The 17007-nt window shown below is 67.6% G+C and carries 17 protein-coding genes; 3 read left to right on the top strand and 14 right to left on the bottom strand.

Going from position 1 to position 17007, the window contains the following annotated elements:
* The first annotated feature begins 18 nt into the window (after positions 1 to 18).
* Positions 19 to 960: a DUF389 domain-containing protein gene (locus ACWDR4_RS11800; RefSeq protein ID WP_450407028.1), complete on the top strand. Its 942-nt coding sequence runs from the start codon at positions 19 to 21 to the stop codon at positions 958 to 960.
* On the opposite strand, the gene ACWDR4_RS11795 is transcribed toward ACWDR4_RS11800, so the two are convergent.
* From ACWDR4_RS11795 to rplM, 4 genes are all read right to left on the bottom strand, one after another.
* Positions 950 to 2323, bottom strand: a complete 1374-nt coding sequence (locus ACWDR4_RS11795; protein ID WP_450407025.1) for a glycosyl hydrolase family 28-related protein — start codon at positions 2321 to 2323, stop codon at positions 950 to 952. The genes ACWDR4_RS11800 and ACWDR4_RS11795 overlap by 11 nt on opposite strands.
* Positions 2324 to 2485: 162 nt before the next feature.
* A complete protein-coding gene (glmM, locus tag ACWDR4_RS11790; protein ID WP_450407023.1) occupies positions 2486 to 3844 on the bottom strand; it encodes a phosphoglucosamine mutase in 1359 nt (452 codons plus the stop codon).
* 268 nt (positions 3845 to 4112) lie between these two features.
* Positions 4113 to 4649, bottom strand: coding sequence for a 30S ribosomal protein S9 (gene rpsI, locus ACWDR4_RS11785; RefSeq protein ID WP_450407020.1), 537 nt, complete (start codon positions 4647 to 4649; stop codon positions 4113 to 4115).
* Positions 4650 to 4691: 42 nt separating this feature from the next.
* Complete coding sequence (gene rplM, locus ACWDR4_RS11780; protein ID WP_235475489.1) at positions 4692 to 5135, bottom strand: 50S ribosomal protein L13; 444 nt, start codon at positions 5133 to 5135, stop codon at positions 4692 to 4694.
* A gap of 281 nt (positions 5136 to 5416) precedes the next feature.
* On the opposite strand from rplM, the gene ACWDR4_RS11775 reads away from it, so the two are divergent.
* Both ACWDR4_RS11775 and ACWDR4_RS11770 read left to right on the top strand, forming a co-directional pair.
* Positions 5417 to 6331: a hypothetical protein gene (locus ACWDR4_RS11775; protein WP_450407018.1), complete on the top strand. Its 915-nt coding sequence runs from the start codon at positions 5417 to 5419 to the stop codon at positions 6329 to 6331.
* A 148-nt stretch (positions 6332 to 6479) separates the two neighbouring features.
* Positions 6480 to 8507 carry a glycosyl hydrolase family 28-related protein gene (locus ACWDR4_RS11770; RefSeq protein WP_450407017.1) on the top strand — a complete coding sequence of 676 codons (2028 nt, stop codon included), beginning with the start codon at positions 6480 to 6482 and terminating at the stop codon, positions 8505 to 8507.
* A gap of 34 nt (positions 8508 to 8541) precedes the next feature.
* On the opposite strand, the gene truA is transcribed toward ACWDR4_RS11770, so the two are convergent.
* The 10 genes from truA to secY all read right to left on the bottom strand — a co-directional run bounded on the left by truA (position 8542) and on the right by secY (position 16886).
* Entirely contained in the window at positions 8542 to 9480 is a 939-nt protein-coding gene (truA, locus tag ACWDR4_RS11765) for a tRNA pseudouridine(38-40) synthase TruA (protein WP_450407014.1), read from the bottom strand.
* A gap of 170 nt (positions 9481 to 9650) precedes the next feature.
* The gene (rplQ, locus tag ACWDR4_RS11760; protein WP_450407012.1) at positions 9651 to 10175 is read right to left on the bottom strand and encodes a 50S ribosomal protein L17; all 525 of its coding nucleotides are present in this window, start codon (positions 10173 to 10175) and stop codon (positions 9651 to 9653) included.
* A 176-nt stretch (positions 10176 to 10351) separates the two neighbouring features.
* A complete protein-coding gene (locus tag ACWDR4_RS11755) occupies positions 10352 to 11374 on the bottom strand; it encodes a DNA-directed RNA polymerase subunit alpha (protein ID WP_003966937.1) in 1023 nt (340 codons plus the stop codon).
* A gap of 245 nt (positions 11375 to 11619) precedes the next feature.
* On the bottom strand, positions 11620 to 12024 hold the full coding sequence (gene rpsK / locus ACWDR4_RS11750; RefSeq protein ID WP_003956432.1) for a 30S ribosomal protein S11: 405 nt from the start codon (positions 12022 to 12024) through the stop codon (positions 11620 to 11622).
* A 69-nt stretch (positions 12025 to 12093) separates the two neighbouring features.
* The gene (gene rpsM / locus ACWDR4_RS11745) at positions 12094 to 12474 is read right to left on the bottom strand and encodes a 30S ribosomal protein S13 (RefSeq protein ID WP_006376031.1); all 381 of its coding nucleotides are present in this window, start codon (positions 12472 to 12474) and stop codon (positions 12094 to 12096) included.
* A 210-nt stretch (positions 12475 to 12684) separates the two neighbouring features.
* Entirely contained in the window at positions 12685 to 12798 is a 114-nt protein-coding gene (gene rpmJ, locus ACWDR4_RS11740; RefSeq protein WP_003998809.1) for a 50S ribosomal protein L36, read from the bottom strand.
* A gap of 60 nt (positions 12799 to 12858) precedes the next feature.
* Positions 12859 to 13080 (bottom strand): translation initiation factor IF-1, encoded by a 222-nt coding sequence (infA, locus tag ACWDR4_RS11735; RefSeq protein WP_003948620.1) that lies wholly within the window; start codon positions 13078 to 13080, stop codon positions 12859 to 12861.
* Between the two features lie 815 nt (positions 13081 to 13895).
* Complete coding sequence (gene map, locus ACWDR4_RS11730; protein WP_450407009.1) at positions 13896 to 14732, bottom strand: type I methionyl aminopeptidase; 837 nt, start codon at positions 14730 to 14732, stop codon at positions 13896 to 13898.
* A 178-nt stretch (positions 14733 to 14910) separates the two neighbouring features.
* Entirely contained in the window at positions 14911 to 15573 is a 663-nt protein-coding gene (locus ACWDR4_RS11725) for an adenylate kinase (RefSeq protein WP_450407006.1), read from the bottom strand.
* Positions 15573 to 16886 carry a preprotein translocase subunit SecY gene (secY, locus tag ACWDR4_RS11720; RefSeq protein WP_450407003.1) on the bottom strand — a complete coding sequence of 438 codons (1314 nt, stop codon included), beginning with the start codon at positions 16884 to 16886 and terminating at the stop codon, positions 15573 to 15575. Before secY ends, ACWDR4_RS11725 begins: the two co-directional genes overlap by 1 nt.
* Positions 16887 to 17007 lie beyond the last annotated feature (121 nt).

The raw sequence follows: 17007 nt of genomic DNA, 5'->3' as shown, positions 1-17007 counted from the left end.
CCCGGTTACCCTGCCCCCATGCTCCACCTACGCCTCATCACCCCCGCCGACAGAACCAACGACGTGGTCCGCCTGATCGAGAAGACGGTCGGCACCACGCACCTGGTCGTCCTCCCCGGCGCCGCCCGCAACCCCGCCGGGGACGTCGTGATGTGTGACGTGGCCAGGGAGGCCGGCGACGAACTCATCGGCGGACTGCGGGCGTTGGACCTCGACGCGACCGGTTCGATCGCCGTGGAGAACATCGACCTGTCGCTCTCCAAGCGCGCCGACAAGGCGGAGGAGGAGGCGCCCGGCGAGGGTGTGGACGCGGTCCTGTGGGAGCACCTCGCGGACGCGACGCACGAGGAGTCGACGCTCTCGATCACGTACGTCGCCCTGATCACGCTCGCCACGATGCTCGCGGCCTGCGGTGTGGTCCTCGACAACGCGATCCTGATCGTGGGCGCGATGGCGGTGGGCCCGGAGTTCGGCCCCCTGGCCGGTCTGAGCACCGCACTTGTACGACGTCAGCCGAGGCTGGCGGCACGCTCGCTCATCGCCCTGCTCGTGGGCTTCGCGGTGGCGATGGCGGTGACGGTCGGCTTCACCTACTTCATGGACACCGTGGACCTGTTCAGCCGGGTCCGGCTGGACGCCGAACGCCCCAACACGAACTTCATCTACCAGCCGGACGCGTTCTCGTTCATCGTCGCCGTCCTCGCGGGCATCGCGGGCATGCTCTCCCTGACCTCCGCGAAGTCGGGCCTGCTGGTCGGCGTGGCCATCTCGGTGACCACGGTCCCGGCCGCCTCGAACGCCGCCGTGGCCTTCGCCTACGACGACTACAGCCAGGCCTGGGGCTCCACGGCCCAACTCCTGCTGAACCTGGTGGGCATCGCCCTGGCCGCCACCCTCACGCTCCTGGCCCAGAAGTGGTTCTGGAGCAGGCAGCGCCGCCAGACGGCCGCTACGCGTTGAGCTGCGTCCACATCCAGGCGCCGCCCACCCGTACGTAGAGCCGCTCGGAGGCCGTGTCCACCGCCATGGTCCCGTCGAGGGGCGCCCTGGTGAAGGAGCCGTCGCTGACGGGGCCGGCGACCAGGCGCAGCGGAGGGCCCGGCTGGTTGCGGGTCGGGATGGTGCCGCTCGCCTGACCGCCCGTACTGCCGTAGCTGTTCTCCACCCGGAAGTCGCCCGTGCTGCTGGCCTCGTAGTAGAGGTGCGTGCCGGTCGGCTTGGTGCCGTACAGGCCGACGACGTCACGCAGTACGGCGGTCGTGCCGGTGCCGGCGTAGACGAGCACACCCGAGTTGATGGTGGCCGTGCTGCCGTTGGCGATGAGGACGTTCTCCAGGGAACTGGCGCTTCCGGCCCAGGAGATGATGTTCTGCGGGGTGGAGAAGCCGGTGGCGAAGCCGCCCGCGAAGGCGTAGATGTTGCCGGCGTGGACGCTCTTGCAGGAGGCGTCGACCTTGAGGTGGGGGCCGCCCTGCATCTGCGAGGTCTCGAACTTGCAGTCCGTCAGGTAGACGCCGTTGGGGTTGTTGGTGGCCGCCGGACCCTGGGTGATCCACAGCGCGCCGGTACCGAACGCCTCCAGGCGGCAGCCGGTGAAGTGGATCTGATTGATGTTGTCGGCGCTGTGTCCCCATGCTCCGGCGGTGGCCGTGGAGGTGTTGCGCAGCCATATGTTGGGGTGGGCGGTGCTTCCCGCGGGCCCCGTGGAGGACTCGATCACCAGGTTGTAGAACCGCGAGTCCCAGAACTCCACACCGTCGATGCAGATGTCCTGGTTGCTCGTCATGAAGACGTCGCGAAAGTAGCAGTTGTCGGCGTAGTAGAGCTCCAGCAGCTTCCCGGTCTTCCCGTTGCCGTTGAAGCCGAGGTTGTCGACGGAGCAGTAACGCCGGTGCGTCGCACCGGTCTTGTCGGCGCCGGGTCCCGACATGCGCAGCAGGAGCCCGTCGGCTCCCTTCACGAGCATCGCGGCCTTGCTGTTCGCACCCACGAGCCGGACGTTGTTGCCGGTGACCGTCAGGGCGGGGGTGTCGCCGGAGGGCTTGACCAGGTACTTGCCCCCGGGGAAGTAGACGGTGCCACCCCCGGCCGCCCCCGCGCCCGCGATCGCGGCCTGAACAGCAGCGGTGTCATCGGTCGCCCCGTCCCCGACCGCCCCGTACTCCTTGACATCGAACCAGTCCGAGGCGACCCCCGCCGCAGCGGGCGTAGCCGCCCCCACGACCATCCCCGCTCCGACCGCACCAACGGCCCCCGTCAGAAACGCCCGCCGTCTTGCAACACCGCTCGACTGCTGCTCCGTACCCATCCCTGTTTCCCCCATGATCCACACGATCCGATGATCAGACCGGTGGATCATACGGCCACTATGTGACAGGGGAAGGGAGAATCGCGCCCCATAGGGGCGCGGGGAACTGCGCGACAAGCCACAACGGGCCCGCAGCCCGCCAAGCACAGAACCCCCCACCCCCAACCCGTAACTGCCCTACCCGAGCGCCGACTTCACGACATCGGCCAACCGCCCGGCCACGGACCGGGCCTGGTCGATGTCCGCCGCCTCGACCATCACGCGGACCAACGGCTCGGTCCCGGAAGGCCGCAGCAACACCCGCCCGGTGGCCCCGAGTTCACGCTCGGCGTCAGCGACTGCGGACGCCAGCTCCGCAGAAGACCCCACCCGAGTTCGATCCACGTCCGGCACATTCACCAGCACCTGCGGCAACCGCTCCATCACCGAGGCGAGATCCTTCAGCGTACGACCCGTCTGCGCGACCCGAGCCGCCAGCAGCAGCCCCGTCAGCGTCCCGTCACCCGTGGTCGCGTGATCCGAGATGATGACGTGCCCGGACTGCTCGCCGCCCAGCGCGTAGCCGTGCTCCTTCATCTCCTCCAGCACGTACCGGTCCCCGACCGCCGTCTGGACCAGGGACAGCCCTTCCCGCTCCATCGCCAGCTTGAAGCCCAGGTTCGACATCACGGTCGCGACAACGGTGTCGGCCCGCAGCACGCCCCGCTCCCGCATCGCCAGCGCGAGTACAGCCATGATCTGGTCACCGTCCACCTCCTCGCCGGTGTGGTCGACGGCGAGGCAGCGGTCGGCGTCGCCGTCGTGGGCGATGCCGAGGTCGGCGCCGTGTTCGAGGACGGCGGCCTGGAGCTTGCCGAGGTGGGTGGAGCCGCAGCCGTCGTTGATGTTGAGGCCGTCCGGCTCCGCGCCGATGGTGACGATCTCGGCGCCCGCCCGGGTGAACACCTCGGGCGAGACCAGGCTGGCAGCGCCGTGCGCCTCGTCCAACACCACCTTCAGACCGTCGAGGCGGTTCGGGAGTACGCCGACGAGGTGGGCGACGTACTGCTCGAAGCCCTCGTCGTACGGGCGGACCCGTCCCACACCGCCGCCGGTCGGGCGGTCCCAGGGAGCGCCGGTGCGGTGCTCCTCGTACACCGCCTCGATCCGCTCCTCCAGGTCGTCGTCGAGCTTGTGGCCGCCGCGGGCCAGGAACTTGACGCCGTTGTCCGGCATGGCGTTGTGGCTGGCGGAGAGCATCACGCCGAGGTCCGCGCCCAGTTCGGCGGTGAGGAAGGCGACCGCCGGGGTGGGCAGCACGCCGACCAGCAGGACGTCGACGCCCGCGCTGGCGAGGCCCGCGACCACGGCGGCCTCCAGGAACTCCCCGGACGCGCGCGGGTCCCGTCCGACCACGGCGACCGGCCGGTGGCCCGCGAACGTGCCCGCCTCGGCGAGTACATGGGCCGCCGCTACGGACAGGCCGAGGGCCAACTCGGCCGTCAGGTCCGCGTTGGCGACACCGCGCACGCCGTCCGTGCCGAAGAGTCGTCCCACTGGTGTCCTCCGAAGATGCTGGAAAAAATGTGCGGCTCATGCACTGTACGTACGGCTCACGCGCTGAGGGGCCTGTATGTCGTGCGGCTATGCCGAGTGTCCATGCCGGACCTGCCTACGTATATCCCCTGTGCCTGTTTCCAAGCTGTCGGGACCGTTCCGCCCGCCTGTGCCGTAAGCCTGTGATAAGTAAAGCCCCCGGTAAACGAACCGCCCCGACGGCACGGAGAGTGCCGCCGGGGCGAAACGTACAAGAACAGCGGGGCGATTAACGCTTGCTGTACTGCGGGGCCTTGCGGGCCTTCTTGAGACCGGCCTTCTTGCGCTCGACCGCACGGTCGTCGCGACGGAGGAAGCCCGCCTTCTTGAGGGCGCCGCGGTTGTTGTCCACGTCGGCCTCGTTCAGCGCGCGGGCCACGCCGAGGCGCAGGGCGCCGGCCTGACCGGAGACGCCGCCACCCGTGATGCGGGCGACAACGTCGTAGCGGTTGTCGAGCTCGAGCACCTTGAAGGGCTCGTTGACTTCCTGCTGGTGCACCTTGTTGGGGAAGTAGTCCTCAAGGGTGCGACCGTTGATCTTCCACTTGCCGGTGCCCGGAACGATCCGGACGCGGGCGATGGCGTTCTTGCGACGGCCCAGGCCGGCGGCCGGCTGCGGGTCACCGAAGCGGCCGTCGAGGGCCTCCGCGTACTCGCCCTCGGCTACCGGCGCCTCGGACTCGGTGGTGTAGCTCTCGACGTCGGCGTTCTCGAACTCGACATCGGCGTTCTCGTCGAGCGGCTGCTCGACAGTGGTCTCGGCCACGATTCTCCTCAGAATTCTCTACGTCTTAGGGGGTGGCCGGAACTACTGCGCGACCTGGGTGATCTCGAACGGCACCGGCTGCTGGGCAGCGTGGGGGTGCTGGTCGCCCGAGTAGACCTTCAGCTTCGACAGGCACTGACGGCCCAGGGTGTTCTTGGGGATCATGCCCTTGATGGCCTTCTCGACGGCCTTCTCGGGGTTCTTCGCCAGCAGCTCGTCGTAACGGACAGAGCGCAGACCGCCCGGGTAACCGGAGTGGCGGTAGGCCAGCTTCTGGGTCTTCTTGTTGCCGGAGAGGTGCACCTTGTCCGCGTTGATGATGATGACGAAGTCACCAGCGTCGACGTGGGGGGCGTAAATCGGCTTGTGCTTGCCCCGCAGGATGTTCGCGGCAGTGGTGGCAAGACGACCCAGGACGACATCCTGGGCGTCGATGACGTACCACTGGCGAGTGATGTCGCCGGGCTTAGGGCTGAACGTACGCACTTCGTAGCCTTCGCTTCTTCAGTGGATGGGTCCTGACACATGGCATCACTGAAGCGATCGTGCAGCTGGGGACGACAGTGCCGGGAACGCTGCCCGTATGCCGCCCACTGGAAACTGCTCCAGGGAACCTACGTAGGGGCTCTCGTCCAAGGACGACCAAGCCGATACGCATAACGAACGCCCAGGCTACCCGCGCTGCCCCGGACGGGTCAAAACGAGGTGCGGACCGATACGTATGAGACGCCTCGGCACAAGGGTTGTACGGCGTCTAGGATGCGCGCATGAGCTTTGGGCAGGGGGGACCTCAGTGGGATCCCTGGAAACCGAATACCCCGCAGCAGCCGTGGGACGACCAGGGCGGCCGGGCTCCGCAGCAGCCGTGGGGCGGTCAGGGCGCCGGTCAGGCCCCCGACTGGGCGGCGCTCGCCGAGGCGTCCGAGACCCGTAACCGGCGCCGCAGACTCCTGCTGATCGTGGGGGCCGCGGTGGCCACCGTCGGGGTGGGCGCGGCCGTCGCCATGGCCGTGGTCAACGCGGACGGCAACGCCACGGCCTCCAACAAACCGACCTCCGACCTGCCCGCCAGCGCGGACATCCCGAGCGCCACCGCCTCGTCGGTGCCGTCGTTCGCGCCGACCAGCGCGCCGCCGCCGCTGGACCCGAAGGACTTCATAACCAGTGTGAAGAAGGACACGGCGCCCCTGGCCCCGGACATCCTCTTCCCCGGTACGCAGCTGACGATGGGCGAGCGCCTCTACAAGAAGGGCCCGACCGGCGACACGAAGAACTGCGCGTCGGCCGCGAAGGGCACCCTCCCGAAGATCCTCACGGACAACAGGTGCACGCGCTTCCTGCGCGTCACCTACAGCAAGGACGGCGTCGCGGTGACGGTCGGTGTGGCCGTCTTCAACAGCGAGGCCCAGGCCACGAACGTCAAGACCACGGCGGACAAGAAGAGCATCGTCGAGTCCCTGTCCGGCGGCGGTGTCCCGACCTTCTGCCGCGCGGCGATCTGCCGCTCGACGACCAACTCCTACGGCCGCTACGCCTACTTCACGATCGCCGGTTTCACCAACGGCAAGGACGTGACGACGAAGAGCACGGCCGTCTTCACCACGGGCGACGACCTCGCCGAGTTCGCCTTCCGCCAGATCCGGCGGCGCGGCGAGGCCCAGGCCTCGGCGGCGAGCCAGTAGCACGTCCCCTCTCTCTGCACGTTCGATGGCCGGCGATCACTGATCGCCGGCCATCGCACTTCGGCCATTGAACGTCGGCCGTAAATCGCCGATGGTTGATCATTCGCGAACCGATTCGCGTACCGATCAGGCCCAGGGGGGACCCTTCATGACCACGCACGACTCCGTCACGTCCAGACGCCGCATGCTCGCCGCGACCGCCGGCATCGGCACCGCCGCCCTCGCCACCACGGTGGCCGGCGCGGGCGAGGCCGCCGCCGCGGAGACCCCGGCGGGCTGGCTGAACGTGCGGGACGCGGCGTACGGGGCACTCGGCGACGACGCGGCCGACGACCAGCCGGCCATCCAGAAGGCGATCGACGCGGCCGGTCAGGGCGGCACGGTCTACCTCCCGCCGGGCAAGTACCGCATCGCCGCGCCCCTCAGACTCACGCTGGGCGTGACGCTCCGCGGCGACTGGAACCCGCACTTCCCGGACCGCACCAACATGACCGGCTCCTACATCCGGCCGGCCGTCGGCTACTTCGTGGGCGACGCCCTGATCACCGTCGACCCGGCCCCGGTGCAGGACACGTACTACGACTCCGCACACGGCGGCGGGCCTCGCCTGTACGGCCTGGCGCTCAAGGGGTGCGACGGGCTGCGGAACCGCATCGTGAACACGGAGAACGGCCCCATCACGGCCGTCCGGATCAACCCCGGCGTCAAGGACGTCGGCATGGACAAGGTGACGATCTGGCGGTTCTCCGGCGACGGTGTCAACGCCCAGAACGGGGCCGCGTTCCAGTTCAACCAGGTGCACTGCACGGGCGCCGGCGGCCACGGCTTCACCTGGGGCGACTCCGCGGGCACCGGCGGCGGCCTGGTCGACGCCGACCTGTTCCAGTGCTACTCCCAGGGCAACGTCGGGCACGGCTTCGACATCCTCAACCCGAACGCCGTGACCATGGTCGACTGCCGCGCCGAGTGGAACACCGAGTACGGCTACCACGTCACCGGCATCAACTACTCGATGGTGATGGTTGGTTGCAACACCGACCGCAACGGCAAGGACGGCTTCCACCTCGCCACCTCCGCCGGGGGCCGCTTCCTCCAGCTCCTGGGCTGCCTCGCGAAACGGGACGGCAAGAGCGCCACGGACGCGGCCGGCTTCAGCATCACCGGCGAGGCCGCCGAGGGCGTCGTCCTGACCGGCTGCTCCACCTCGATCGGCCGCAACGACGACAACACGGGCGGCTACTCCCCCGCGTACGGCATCACCACCTCGGCCCTGAACTCCGCGAGCTGTGTCTCGGTCGTCGGCGGCGAGTACGTCGGCACCACGGCCCCCTTCAACGACGCCGGCGCGGTCGTCGTACGGCACAGCGGGGTCACCGCGGGCACCCGGACCGACGCCGGCATCGTCTGGGACAAGTCCGACGCGCACATGGTCTCCGGGGCCGCCGGCACCACCCGTGACGTGCAGTTCTGGTCCCGTGGCAAGAACCGCCGCTGGGCCCTGCGCGCCACCGACACGGCCGAGTCGGGCTCCGGCGACGGCTCCGACTTCGCGCTCGTGCGGTACGCCGACGACGGCACCGCCCTCGACACCCCGGTCACCGTCAGCCGCGCCACCGGCCGCATCACCCTCGGCCAGGCGGGCACCAGCCCCGGCGTGGTCGTCAACGCCACCGCCAGCCCCGGCGTGAACCTCGTCCAGACCCGCGCCGCCGGACAGGGCTACGCGGTCACCGGCGCCGACACGGCCTCGCGCGCCTTCCAGTCCCAGGTCACCGGCGACTCGGTCAACCGCTTCGCCGTCGACCTCGCCGGTACGCAGACCTTCGGACCCGGCGGCTCCACGGGCCGGGACACCAGCTGGGGCCGCCTCGCCGCCGCCCAGGTCGGCAGCTCCGACTCGGACATCGTGGCGGGCCTGGCCGGAAGGGGCCTGCGGGTCAAGGAGGGCGCCAACGCCAAGATGGGCACCCTCACCCTGAACGGCGCCACGGCGGTCACCGTCGCGACCACCGCGGTCACGGCGACGAGCCGTATCTTCCTCACGGTGCAGGCCCCAGGCGGCACCCCGGCCGGAATCGCCTACGTATCGGCCCGTACGGCCGGCACGTCGTTCTCCGTCAAGGGGGTCGCGGGCGACACCTCGACCGTCGCGTGGCTCATCGTGGAACCGGCGTAGCAACCGGCCATCCATGCGAGGATCACGCTTCTATTCAGCCATTTTTTGGGCCGTGTTCTGTGCCCGGGACGTCTGCCCGGCGATCACCGGCCGGAGCCGACCCTGAAGAAGGTCCTGGCCGCCTGACCCCGTACACCTCACCCCGCACCCGGCGGGCCTGAAGCTGCCGCTCGGCCAGCAACTCGTCCGCCGGATAGGCGACTTCCTCCAACGTAAGCCCGTACGGCCGTACAACGTGAACGGCACTGTCCCGCACCCGAGCGTCGAGAACCTTCCGCGGCCACTCCACCCCCCGATGCCCATCACCGACGAACAACAGAGCACCCACCATGGACCGCACCTGGTTGTGACAGAAGGCGTCAGCCCGGACCTCGATCTCAACGACCCCGTCGAGCCTCCGCCGGACCCCGAAGTCAAAAATCTCGCGAACGGTGGAAGCCCCCTCACGCTTCTTCGCGTAGGCGGCGAAGTCATGCTCCCCGACAAGGGACTTGGCGGCGGCGTCCATGGCAGCGACATCCAACTCCCAGTCGTGCCAGAGCACATGACTACGCAGCAGAGGATCGACCCCACCCACCCGGTCACCGACCCGGTACACATACCGCCGCCACAAGGCAGCGAACCGAGCATTGAACCCCGCAGGCGCCTCAGCAACCCGCCAAACCCGCACGTCCTTGTCCAGCCGCCCGGCAAGCCGCTTGAGCAACTTCTCCCGATGCTCGCCCCACACCTCGACAGGCAGATCGACATGGGCGACCTGCCCCCGGGCATGCACTCCGGCGTCGGTACGCCCGGCAACGGTCAGCTCGTACGTCGCCTCCCCCGACCGGGTAACGGTCCGCAGGGCATCCTCGATCTCCCCCTGCACGGTCCGCCGCCCCCCGGCCTGCTTGGCCCACCCGGAAAACCCGGTCCCGTCATAGGAAAGGTCAAGCCGCACCCGCACGAACCCGGGCTGTACGTCGTCACTCACACAGAGATCCTCTCAGTACGGAAAAGCGGGCCCGCTCCGATAAGGAACGGGCCCGCTCTAACGCGCCCCTTCAGGGGCGCGGGGCTGCATCGATTTGCGGCTACCGCCGCGTGCGCGCGACAGGCCACGACGGCGCCGCAGCCGCAAACCGAACAGAACCCCGCAGACGCTTACGCGTCCTTGGACTCCTCGGAGGCGGCCTCGTCGGCCGGCTTGGCGTCCTCGACGACCTCTTCGGCAGCCTCGGTCTCGACCGGGGCGTCCTTCTTGAGGGTGTCTTCCTTGACGGCACGCTTGGTCGCCGCCTCGGCCTCACCGGTGGCCTGCTGAGCCACGGTCAGGGCCTCCACCAGCTCGATGACAGCCATGGGCGCGTTGTCGCCACGGCGGGGACCGATCTTGGTGATACGGGTGTAACCACCCGGGCGGTTCTCGTAGCGCGGGCCGATCTCGGTGAAGAGCGTGTGCACGATGCTCTTGTCCGTGATCACCTGAAGCACCTGACGGCGGTTGTGAAGGTCGCCCTTCTTGCCCTTGGTGATCAGACGCTCGGCGTACGGACGCAGCTTGCGCGCCTTCGCCTCGGTGGTCGTGATGCGACCGTGCTCGAAGAGCGACTTCGCGAGGTTCGCAAGAAGCAGCTTCTCGTGCGCGGCACTGCCGCCCAGACGGGCACCCTTGGTGGGCTTCGGCATGGCATTTCTCCTTGGTGTCTGCCCCGGCCGTATCAGGTACCGAGGTCAGTGTCCGAGCAGGCGATCGCCTGTCGAAGATCCGGGGCACCTTGTCAAGCACCCCGGAGGATCCGCGCCCCCAAAGGGGCGCGGGGAACTGCGCGACCAGCCACAACGGCCCCGCAGCCAAAAACGGATCAGTACTGCTCGGTCTCCACGAACCCGGCATCGGCGTCATCATCGGCGCCAAAGGCGTCCGCCGCGGCGGTCGGGTCAAACCCGGGAGGCGAGTCCTTGAGCGCAAGACCCATACCCGCAAGCTTGGCCTTGACCTCGTCAATGGACTTCGCACCGAAGTTACGGATGTCGAGCAGGTCGGCCTCGGACCGAGCCACGAGCTCACCCACGGAGTGGATGCCCTCACGCTTGAGGCAGTTGTACGACCGAACGGTGAGCTCAAGCTCCTCGATCGGCAGCGCAAGATCGGCGGCGAGCGCGGCGTCCGTCGGGGACGGACCCATGTCGATGCCCTCGGCGTCGATGTTCAGCTCACGAGCAAGCCCGAACAGCTCGACGAGCGTCTTACCGGCCGACGCCATCGCGTCACGCGGACGCATGGCCTGCTTGGTCTCGACGTCGACGATCAGCTTGTCGAAGTCGGTGCGCTGCTCGACACGCGTGGCCTCGACCTTGTACGTGACCTTGAGAACCGGCGAGTAGATGGAGTCGACTGGAATACGCCCGATCTCCTGCCCCACCTGCTTGTTCTGCACGGCGGAGACGTAGCCGCGACCGCGCTCCACGGTCAGCTCCATCTCCAGCTTGCCCTTGCCGTTGAGCGTGGCGAGGACGAGGTCGGGGTTGTGCACCTCGACACCGGCCGGCGGCGCGATGTCGGCGGCGGTGACGAGACCCGGCCCCTGCTTGCGCAGGTACATGACGACAGGCTCATCGTGCTCACTGCTGACAACGAGCTGCTTGATGTTGAGGATGAGGTCGGTGACGTCCTCCTTGACACCAGGCACGGTGGTGAACTCGTGCAGCACGCCGTCGATACGGATGCTGGTGACAGCCGCACCCGGGATCGAGGACAGCAGAGTCCGGCGGAGGGAGTTGCCGAGGGTGTAGCCGAACCCCGGCTCCAGCGGCTCGATGACGAACCGGGAGCGGAACTCGTCGACGACCTCTTCGGTCAACGAGGGACGCTGAGCGATCAGCATGGTGGTGATCCTTCAGTCATGGGCACCCGCTATTTGATGCCCGACTAGTACTACAAGGGTACGGGCGATACGGCTCCAAGGAGCCATACCGCCCGAAACCTCAAACTGCCAAGCAGCAGCCGTATGTCAGATCCGAAGATCAGACGCGACGGCGCTTGGGCGGACGGCAGCCGTGCTGCGACATTGTGGGGGATAACCCCCACGCCCCCAGCCGACCGAAAGCCGTGCCGCCGTGAACCGGTGCGTCAGACGCGACGGCGCTTGGGCGGACGGCAGCCGTTGTGCGGGGTGGGGGTGACGTCCTGGATGGAGCCGACCTCAAGACCGGTGGCCTGGAGCGAACGGATCGCGGTCTCACGACCCGAACCCGGACCCTTCACAAACACATCAACCTTGCGCATGCCGTGCTCCTGCGCGCGGCGGGCGGCCGACTCGGCGGCCATCTGCGCGGCGAAGGGGGTGGACTTGCGCGAGCCCTTGAAGCCGACGTGGCCGGCGGAGGCCCAGGAGATCACGTTGCCCGAGGGGTCCGTGATCGAGACGATGGTGTTGTTGAACGTGCTCTTGATGTGAGCGTGCCCGTGAGCGACGTTCTTCTTTTCCTTGCGGCGCACCTTCTTGGCAGCGCCCTGACGACCCTTGGGGGGCATCTATTACTCCTACGGGGAGGTGGTCGGTCCTACAGCGAAGACCGCTGATGAAGCGTTGTCCGCTGAGGACTACTTCTTGCCCGGCTTCTTCTTGCCGGCGATCGCGCGACGCGGGCCCTTGCGGGTACGGGCGTTCGTGCTGGTGCGCTGACCGTGGACGGGCAGGCCACGGCGGTGGCGAATACCCTGGTAGCAGCCGATCTCGATCTTGCGGCGAATGTCGCCCTGGATCTCGCGACGGAGGTCACCCTCGGTCTTGATGTTGGCGTCCACGTACTCGCGGATCGCGACGAGCTGCTCCTCGGAGAGGTCCCGAACACGGGTGTTCGGGTCGATGCCCGTCTCCGCCAGCGTCAGCTGGGAAAGCGTCCGGCCGATGCCGAACACATAGGTGAGGGCGACCTCCACACGCTTTTCGCGCGGGATGTCAACACCGGAAACGCGTGCCATTCAATGGCTCCAGTTGTCGTTCGGAGGTCTTCCACAAAGCCGTTTCCCAGCCCGCCGTACGAGGTACGAACCGGGTCCCCGGCCTCCGACCGGGGGTATCAGGTCGATAGAACTCCGACCTGGACTCTGCGTATGAACAAGTACTGCTAACTGCTACTACTGCTGCTCGCGTCGCGCGAATCTCTGCGGGTGCAGAGGGAAGGTCCTGCGTCAGCCCTGGCGCTGCTTGTGCCGCGGGTTCTCGCAGATGACCATGACCCGACCGTGACGGCGGATCACCCTGCACTTGTCGCAGATCTTCTTGACGCTCGGCTTGACCTTCATGGGGTGAGGTTCTCCGGGTCAGTTGCCGGCGGTCCCGCTCGCACGGGACGTGGGCAAGATCTACTTGTATCGGTAGACGATGCGGCCACGCGTCAGGTCGTACGGAGACAGCTCCACCACGACCCGGTCGTCAGGGAGAATGCGGATGTAGTGCATACGCATCTTGCCGCTGATGTGTGCCAGGACCTGGTGGCCGTTCTGGAGCTCAACCTTGAACATGGCGTTCGGAAGAGACTCGACGACAGTGCCCTCGATCTCGATGGCACCTTGCTTCTTGGCCACGCTTCGCCCTTCGAATCGACTACCTTGATCGACTCACTTGCGTCCCCTTACGGGGCGCATGCGGACATGCGGGTGCACGAGAGCCGACGAGTCAGTCTACGTCAGCGCACCCGGAAAGACGAATCGAGGAAGAATGCCCCACACCCATGATCCTTAACCAGATCGGCCACACGAACGAGCCCCGGCCACCCTCCAAAAACAGGACCCGGGCCAGCCACCCCAGGGACACAGCCCACACCTGAGGCCCGGGCCGACACCCCAGCCCGTCCGACACCTGAGAACGAGCCCGCCCGACACCCCAGCCCGTCCGACGCCTGGGGACGAGAGTGCCCCGACGTCCCAGCCCGTCCGGCGTTTGAAGACGAGGCCGTCCAGGCCGATGGGGCCAGGGGCGCAGCCCCGGAGCTGGACGCAGTCCCCCGCCGGGGGCCCCGGGACAAGCCACAGGGGACGCAGTCCCCCACCGGGCCCCGGAGCAAGCCACAGGCGACGCAGCCCCCGCCAGGGGCCCGGGGCGCAGCCCCAGGGCAGGACGCCGGGGACGCTCCAGAGGTTCAGGGGCGCAACCCCGGCAGGATCGAGGGGCGCAGCCCCAAGTGGGGTGCAGGGGACGCAGTCCCCGGCAGGGCGCAGGGGCAGCGCCCCGCCTGGGGTCGGGGGGCGCAGCCCCGAGCGGGGCGCAGGGGACGCAGTCCCCGCCGGGGTGCGGGGGCAGCGCCCCGCCGGGGGTCCAGGGGGCTGTGCCCCCTGGTGGGGTCGAAGGGGCGGAGCCCCTGGGGATGGGACGGGTCGGGGCGGCGGGGGCGAGGAAAGCCCTACGCCAGCGGGTCCGGCGCAGCCGTAACACCCAGCTCCGCCAACTTCGCCCGCCCCCCGTCGGGAGACGTAAGCACCAACGGCCCAGCCTCAGTCAACGCCACCGAATGCTCCCAGTGCGACGACCAGGTCCCGTCCGTAGTGATGACCGTCCAGTCGTCCGCCAGGACCTCCGTCCTCGGCGTCCCCAGCGACACCATCGGCTCGATCGCGAGACAGAACCCGGGAACCAGCTTCGGCCCCTTCCCCCGCTTGCGCTCGACGTAGTTCAGCAGATGCGGGTCCATGTGCATCTCGGTACCGATCCCATGCCCGCCGTAGTCCTCGATGATCCCGTACCGCCCGCCCCCCGCCTTGGGCTGACGCCGGATGTACGTCTCGATCGCCCGCGAGACATCGACCAGCCGGTTCCCCTGCTTCATCGCGGCGATCCCCGCCCACATCGACTCCTCGGTCACCCGAGACAGCTCCAGCAGCTCCGGCGCGTGCCCCGACCCCACGAACGCCGTGTACGCCGCGTCCCCGTGCCACCCGTCGACGATCGCACCGCAGTCGATGGAGATGATGTCCCCGTCCTTCAGCACGACCTCGTCGGACGGGATGCCGTGCACGACGACCTCGTTGACGGACGTGCAGATGGTCGCCGGAAACCCGCCGTACCCAAGGAAGTTCGGCTTCGCGTCGTGCTCCGCGAGCACCTTCCGCGCGACCTGGTCCAGATCCTTCGTACTGGCGCCGGGCACCGCCGCCTCACGAGTGGCCGTGTGGATGGCGGCGACGACAAGCCCCGCCTCGCGCATCTTGGCGATCTGCTCGGGGGTCTTGATCTGCACCATGGGAACTACGGCCTTTCCTGGACCGGGGGCGAACGAAGCGATCGAAGCGAACGAACACACTGGAAGATACAAAGATACGGGGCCGCGCCCCCACGCAGCAGCCGCGGTCCCCGACAGGGAACCGCGGCTGACCCACGTACAACCAGAAGTACAAGCGGAGAAGTACAACCAGAAAGGACTACTCGCCCTCGCCATCGCCCTTCAGCGCGGCCATCGCCCTACCGGTGACGTCCTCCACCTTGCCCAGCGCCGAGATCGTCACCACAAGGCCCTGGGCCTTGTAGTAGTCGATGATCGGCTCGGTCTGGGTGTGGTAGACCTCCAGCCGCTTGCGGACCGTCTCCTCGGAGTCGTCGTCCCGCTGGTACAGCTCGCCGCCGCAGGCGTCACAGACACCCTCGGCCTTCGGCGGCTGGTACGTCAGATGGAAGACATGCGCCGAGTCGTTACGGCAGATGCGGCGGCCGGCGATGCGCTTGACCACCTCGTCCTCGGGGACCTCCAGGTCGAGCACCGCGTCCAGCTTCATGGACTCGGCCTTGAGCATCTCGTCCAGCGCCTCGGCCTGCGAAACGTTCCTCGGGAAGCCGTCCAGCAGAAAGCCGTTCACCGCGTCGGACTGCTCCATGCGGTCCTTCGCCATGGCGATCGTGACCTCGTCGGGTACCAGGTTGCCCGCGTCCATGTAGGACTTGGCGAGTTTCCCGAGGTCCGTCTGCTTGCTGATGTTGGCCCGGAAGAGGTCGCCCGTGGAGATGTGCGGGATCGACAGGTTCTTGGCCAGGAACGCGGCCTGCGTTCCCTTCCCTGCACCAGGCGGCCCGACGAGGACGATTCGCATCAGCGGAGGAACCCTTCGTAATTGCGCTGCTGGAGCTGGCTCTCAATCTGCTTCACGGTCTCAAGACCGACACCCACGATGATGAGGATGCTGGTCCCGCCGAACGGGAAGTTCTGGTTTGCCCCGAAACCAACCAACGCCATCGTCGGGACGAGAGCGATCAGACCCAGATACAGCGAACCCGGCCAGGTGATCCGGTTGAGTACGTAGCTCAGGTACTCAGCGGTTGGCCGGCCAGCCCGGATGCCCGGGATGAAGCCACCATACTTCTTCATGTTGTCGGCTACTTCTTCGGGGTTGAAGGAGATGGCGACGTAGAAGAACGCGAAGAAAACGATCAGCAAGAAGTACGTGGTGATGTAAATCGGGTGGTCACCCTTGGTCAGGTTCTGCTCGATCCACGTCTTCCAGCCGGAGGTGCCACCGGAGAACTGCGCGATCAGCGCGGGGATGTAGAGCAGCGAGGAGGCAAAGATCACAGGGATGATGCCGGCCTGGTTGACCTTGAGCGGAATGTACGTCGAAGTGCCGCCGTAGGAACGGCGGCCGATCATGCGCTTCGCGTACTGAACCGGAATACGGCGCTGAGCCTGCTCGACGAAGACCACCAGCGCGACCATGACGAGGCCGACGGCGATGACCGTACCGAACTCGATCCAGCCGTCCGCCAGATCGCCCTGGGTCTTGATGGCCCACAGCGCGGACGGGAAGGTGGCGGCGATCGAGATGAACATCAGGATCGACATGCCGTTGCCGATGCCGCGGTCGGTGATCAGCTCACCGAGCCACATGACGACGGCCGTACCGGCGGTCATGGTGACGACCATGGTGATGGTGACGAAGATCGACTGGTCCGGGACGATCTCGCTCGCGACCGGGCAGCCGCTGAAGAGCGCGCCGCTGCGGGCGGTGGCGACGAGGCCGGTGCCCTGCAGGATGGCGAGGGCCACCGTCAGGTAACGGGTGTACTGCGTGATCTTCGATGTGCCGGCCTGGCCCTCCTTCTTGAGGGCCTCCAGACGCGGGATCACCACGGTCAGCAGCTGGAGAATGATGCTCGCCGTGATGTACGGCATGATGCCGAGCGCGAAGATCGTGATCTGCAGCAGAGCGCCGCCACTGAACATGTTCACCAGACCGAACAGGCCCTGGTTGCCCTTCGCTACATCGATACACGTCTGGACGTTCGAATAGTCGACACCGGGGATCGGGATGTGTGTGCCCACCCGATAGACCACGATGATGCCGAGCGTGAAGAGCAGCTTCTTGCGCAGGTCGGGCGTCTTGAACGCCCGGGCGAACGCGGTGAGCACGGTGCCTCCTGCGACCCCCGCGCTACTGCGTCAGAGGTGACGGTCTTGAGGTGCGACGGATACGTTGACAGATAACTAACAGCCAAGAGGCGTCCGGAGTTCCTCATGAGCACACCGGACT

The sequence above is a fragment of the Streptomyces sp. NPDC000878 genome, assembly GCF_053599695.1.
Note: the sequence above shows the minus strand (reverse complement) of the source record. Positions and strands in the feature narration are given on the sequence as shown.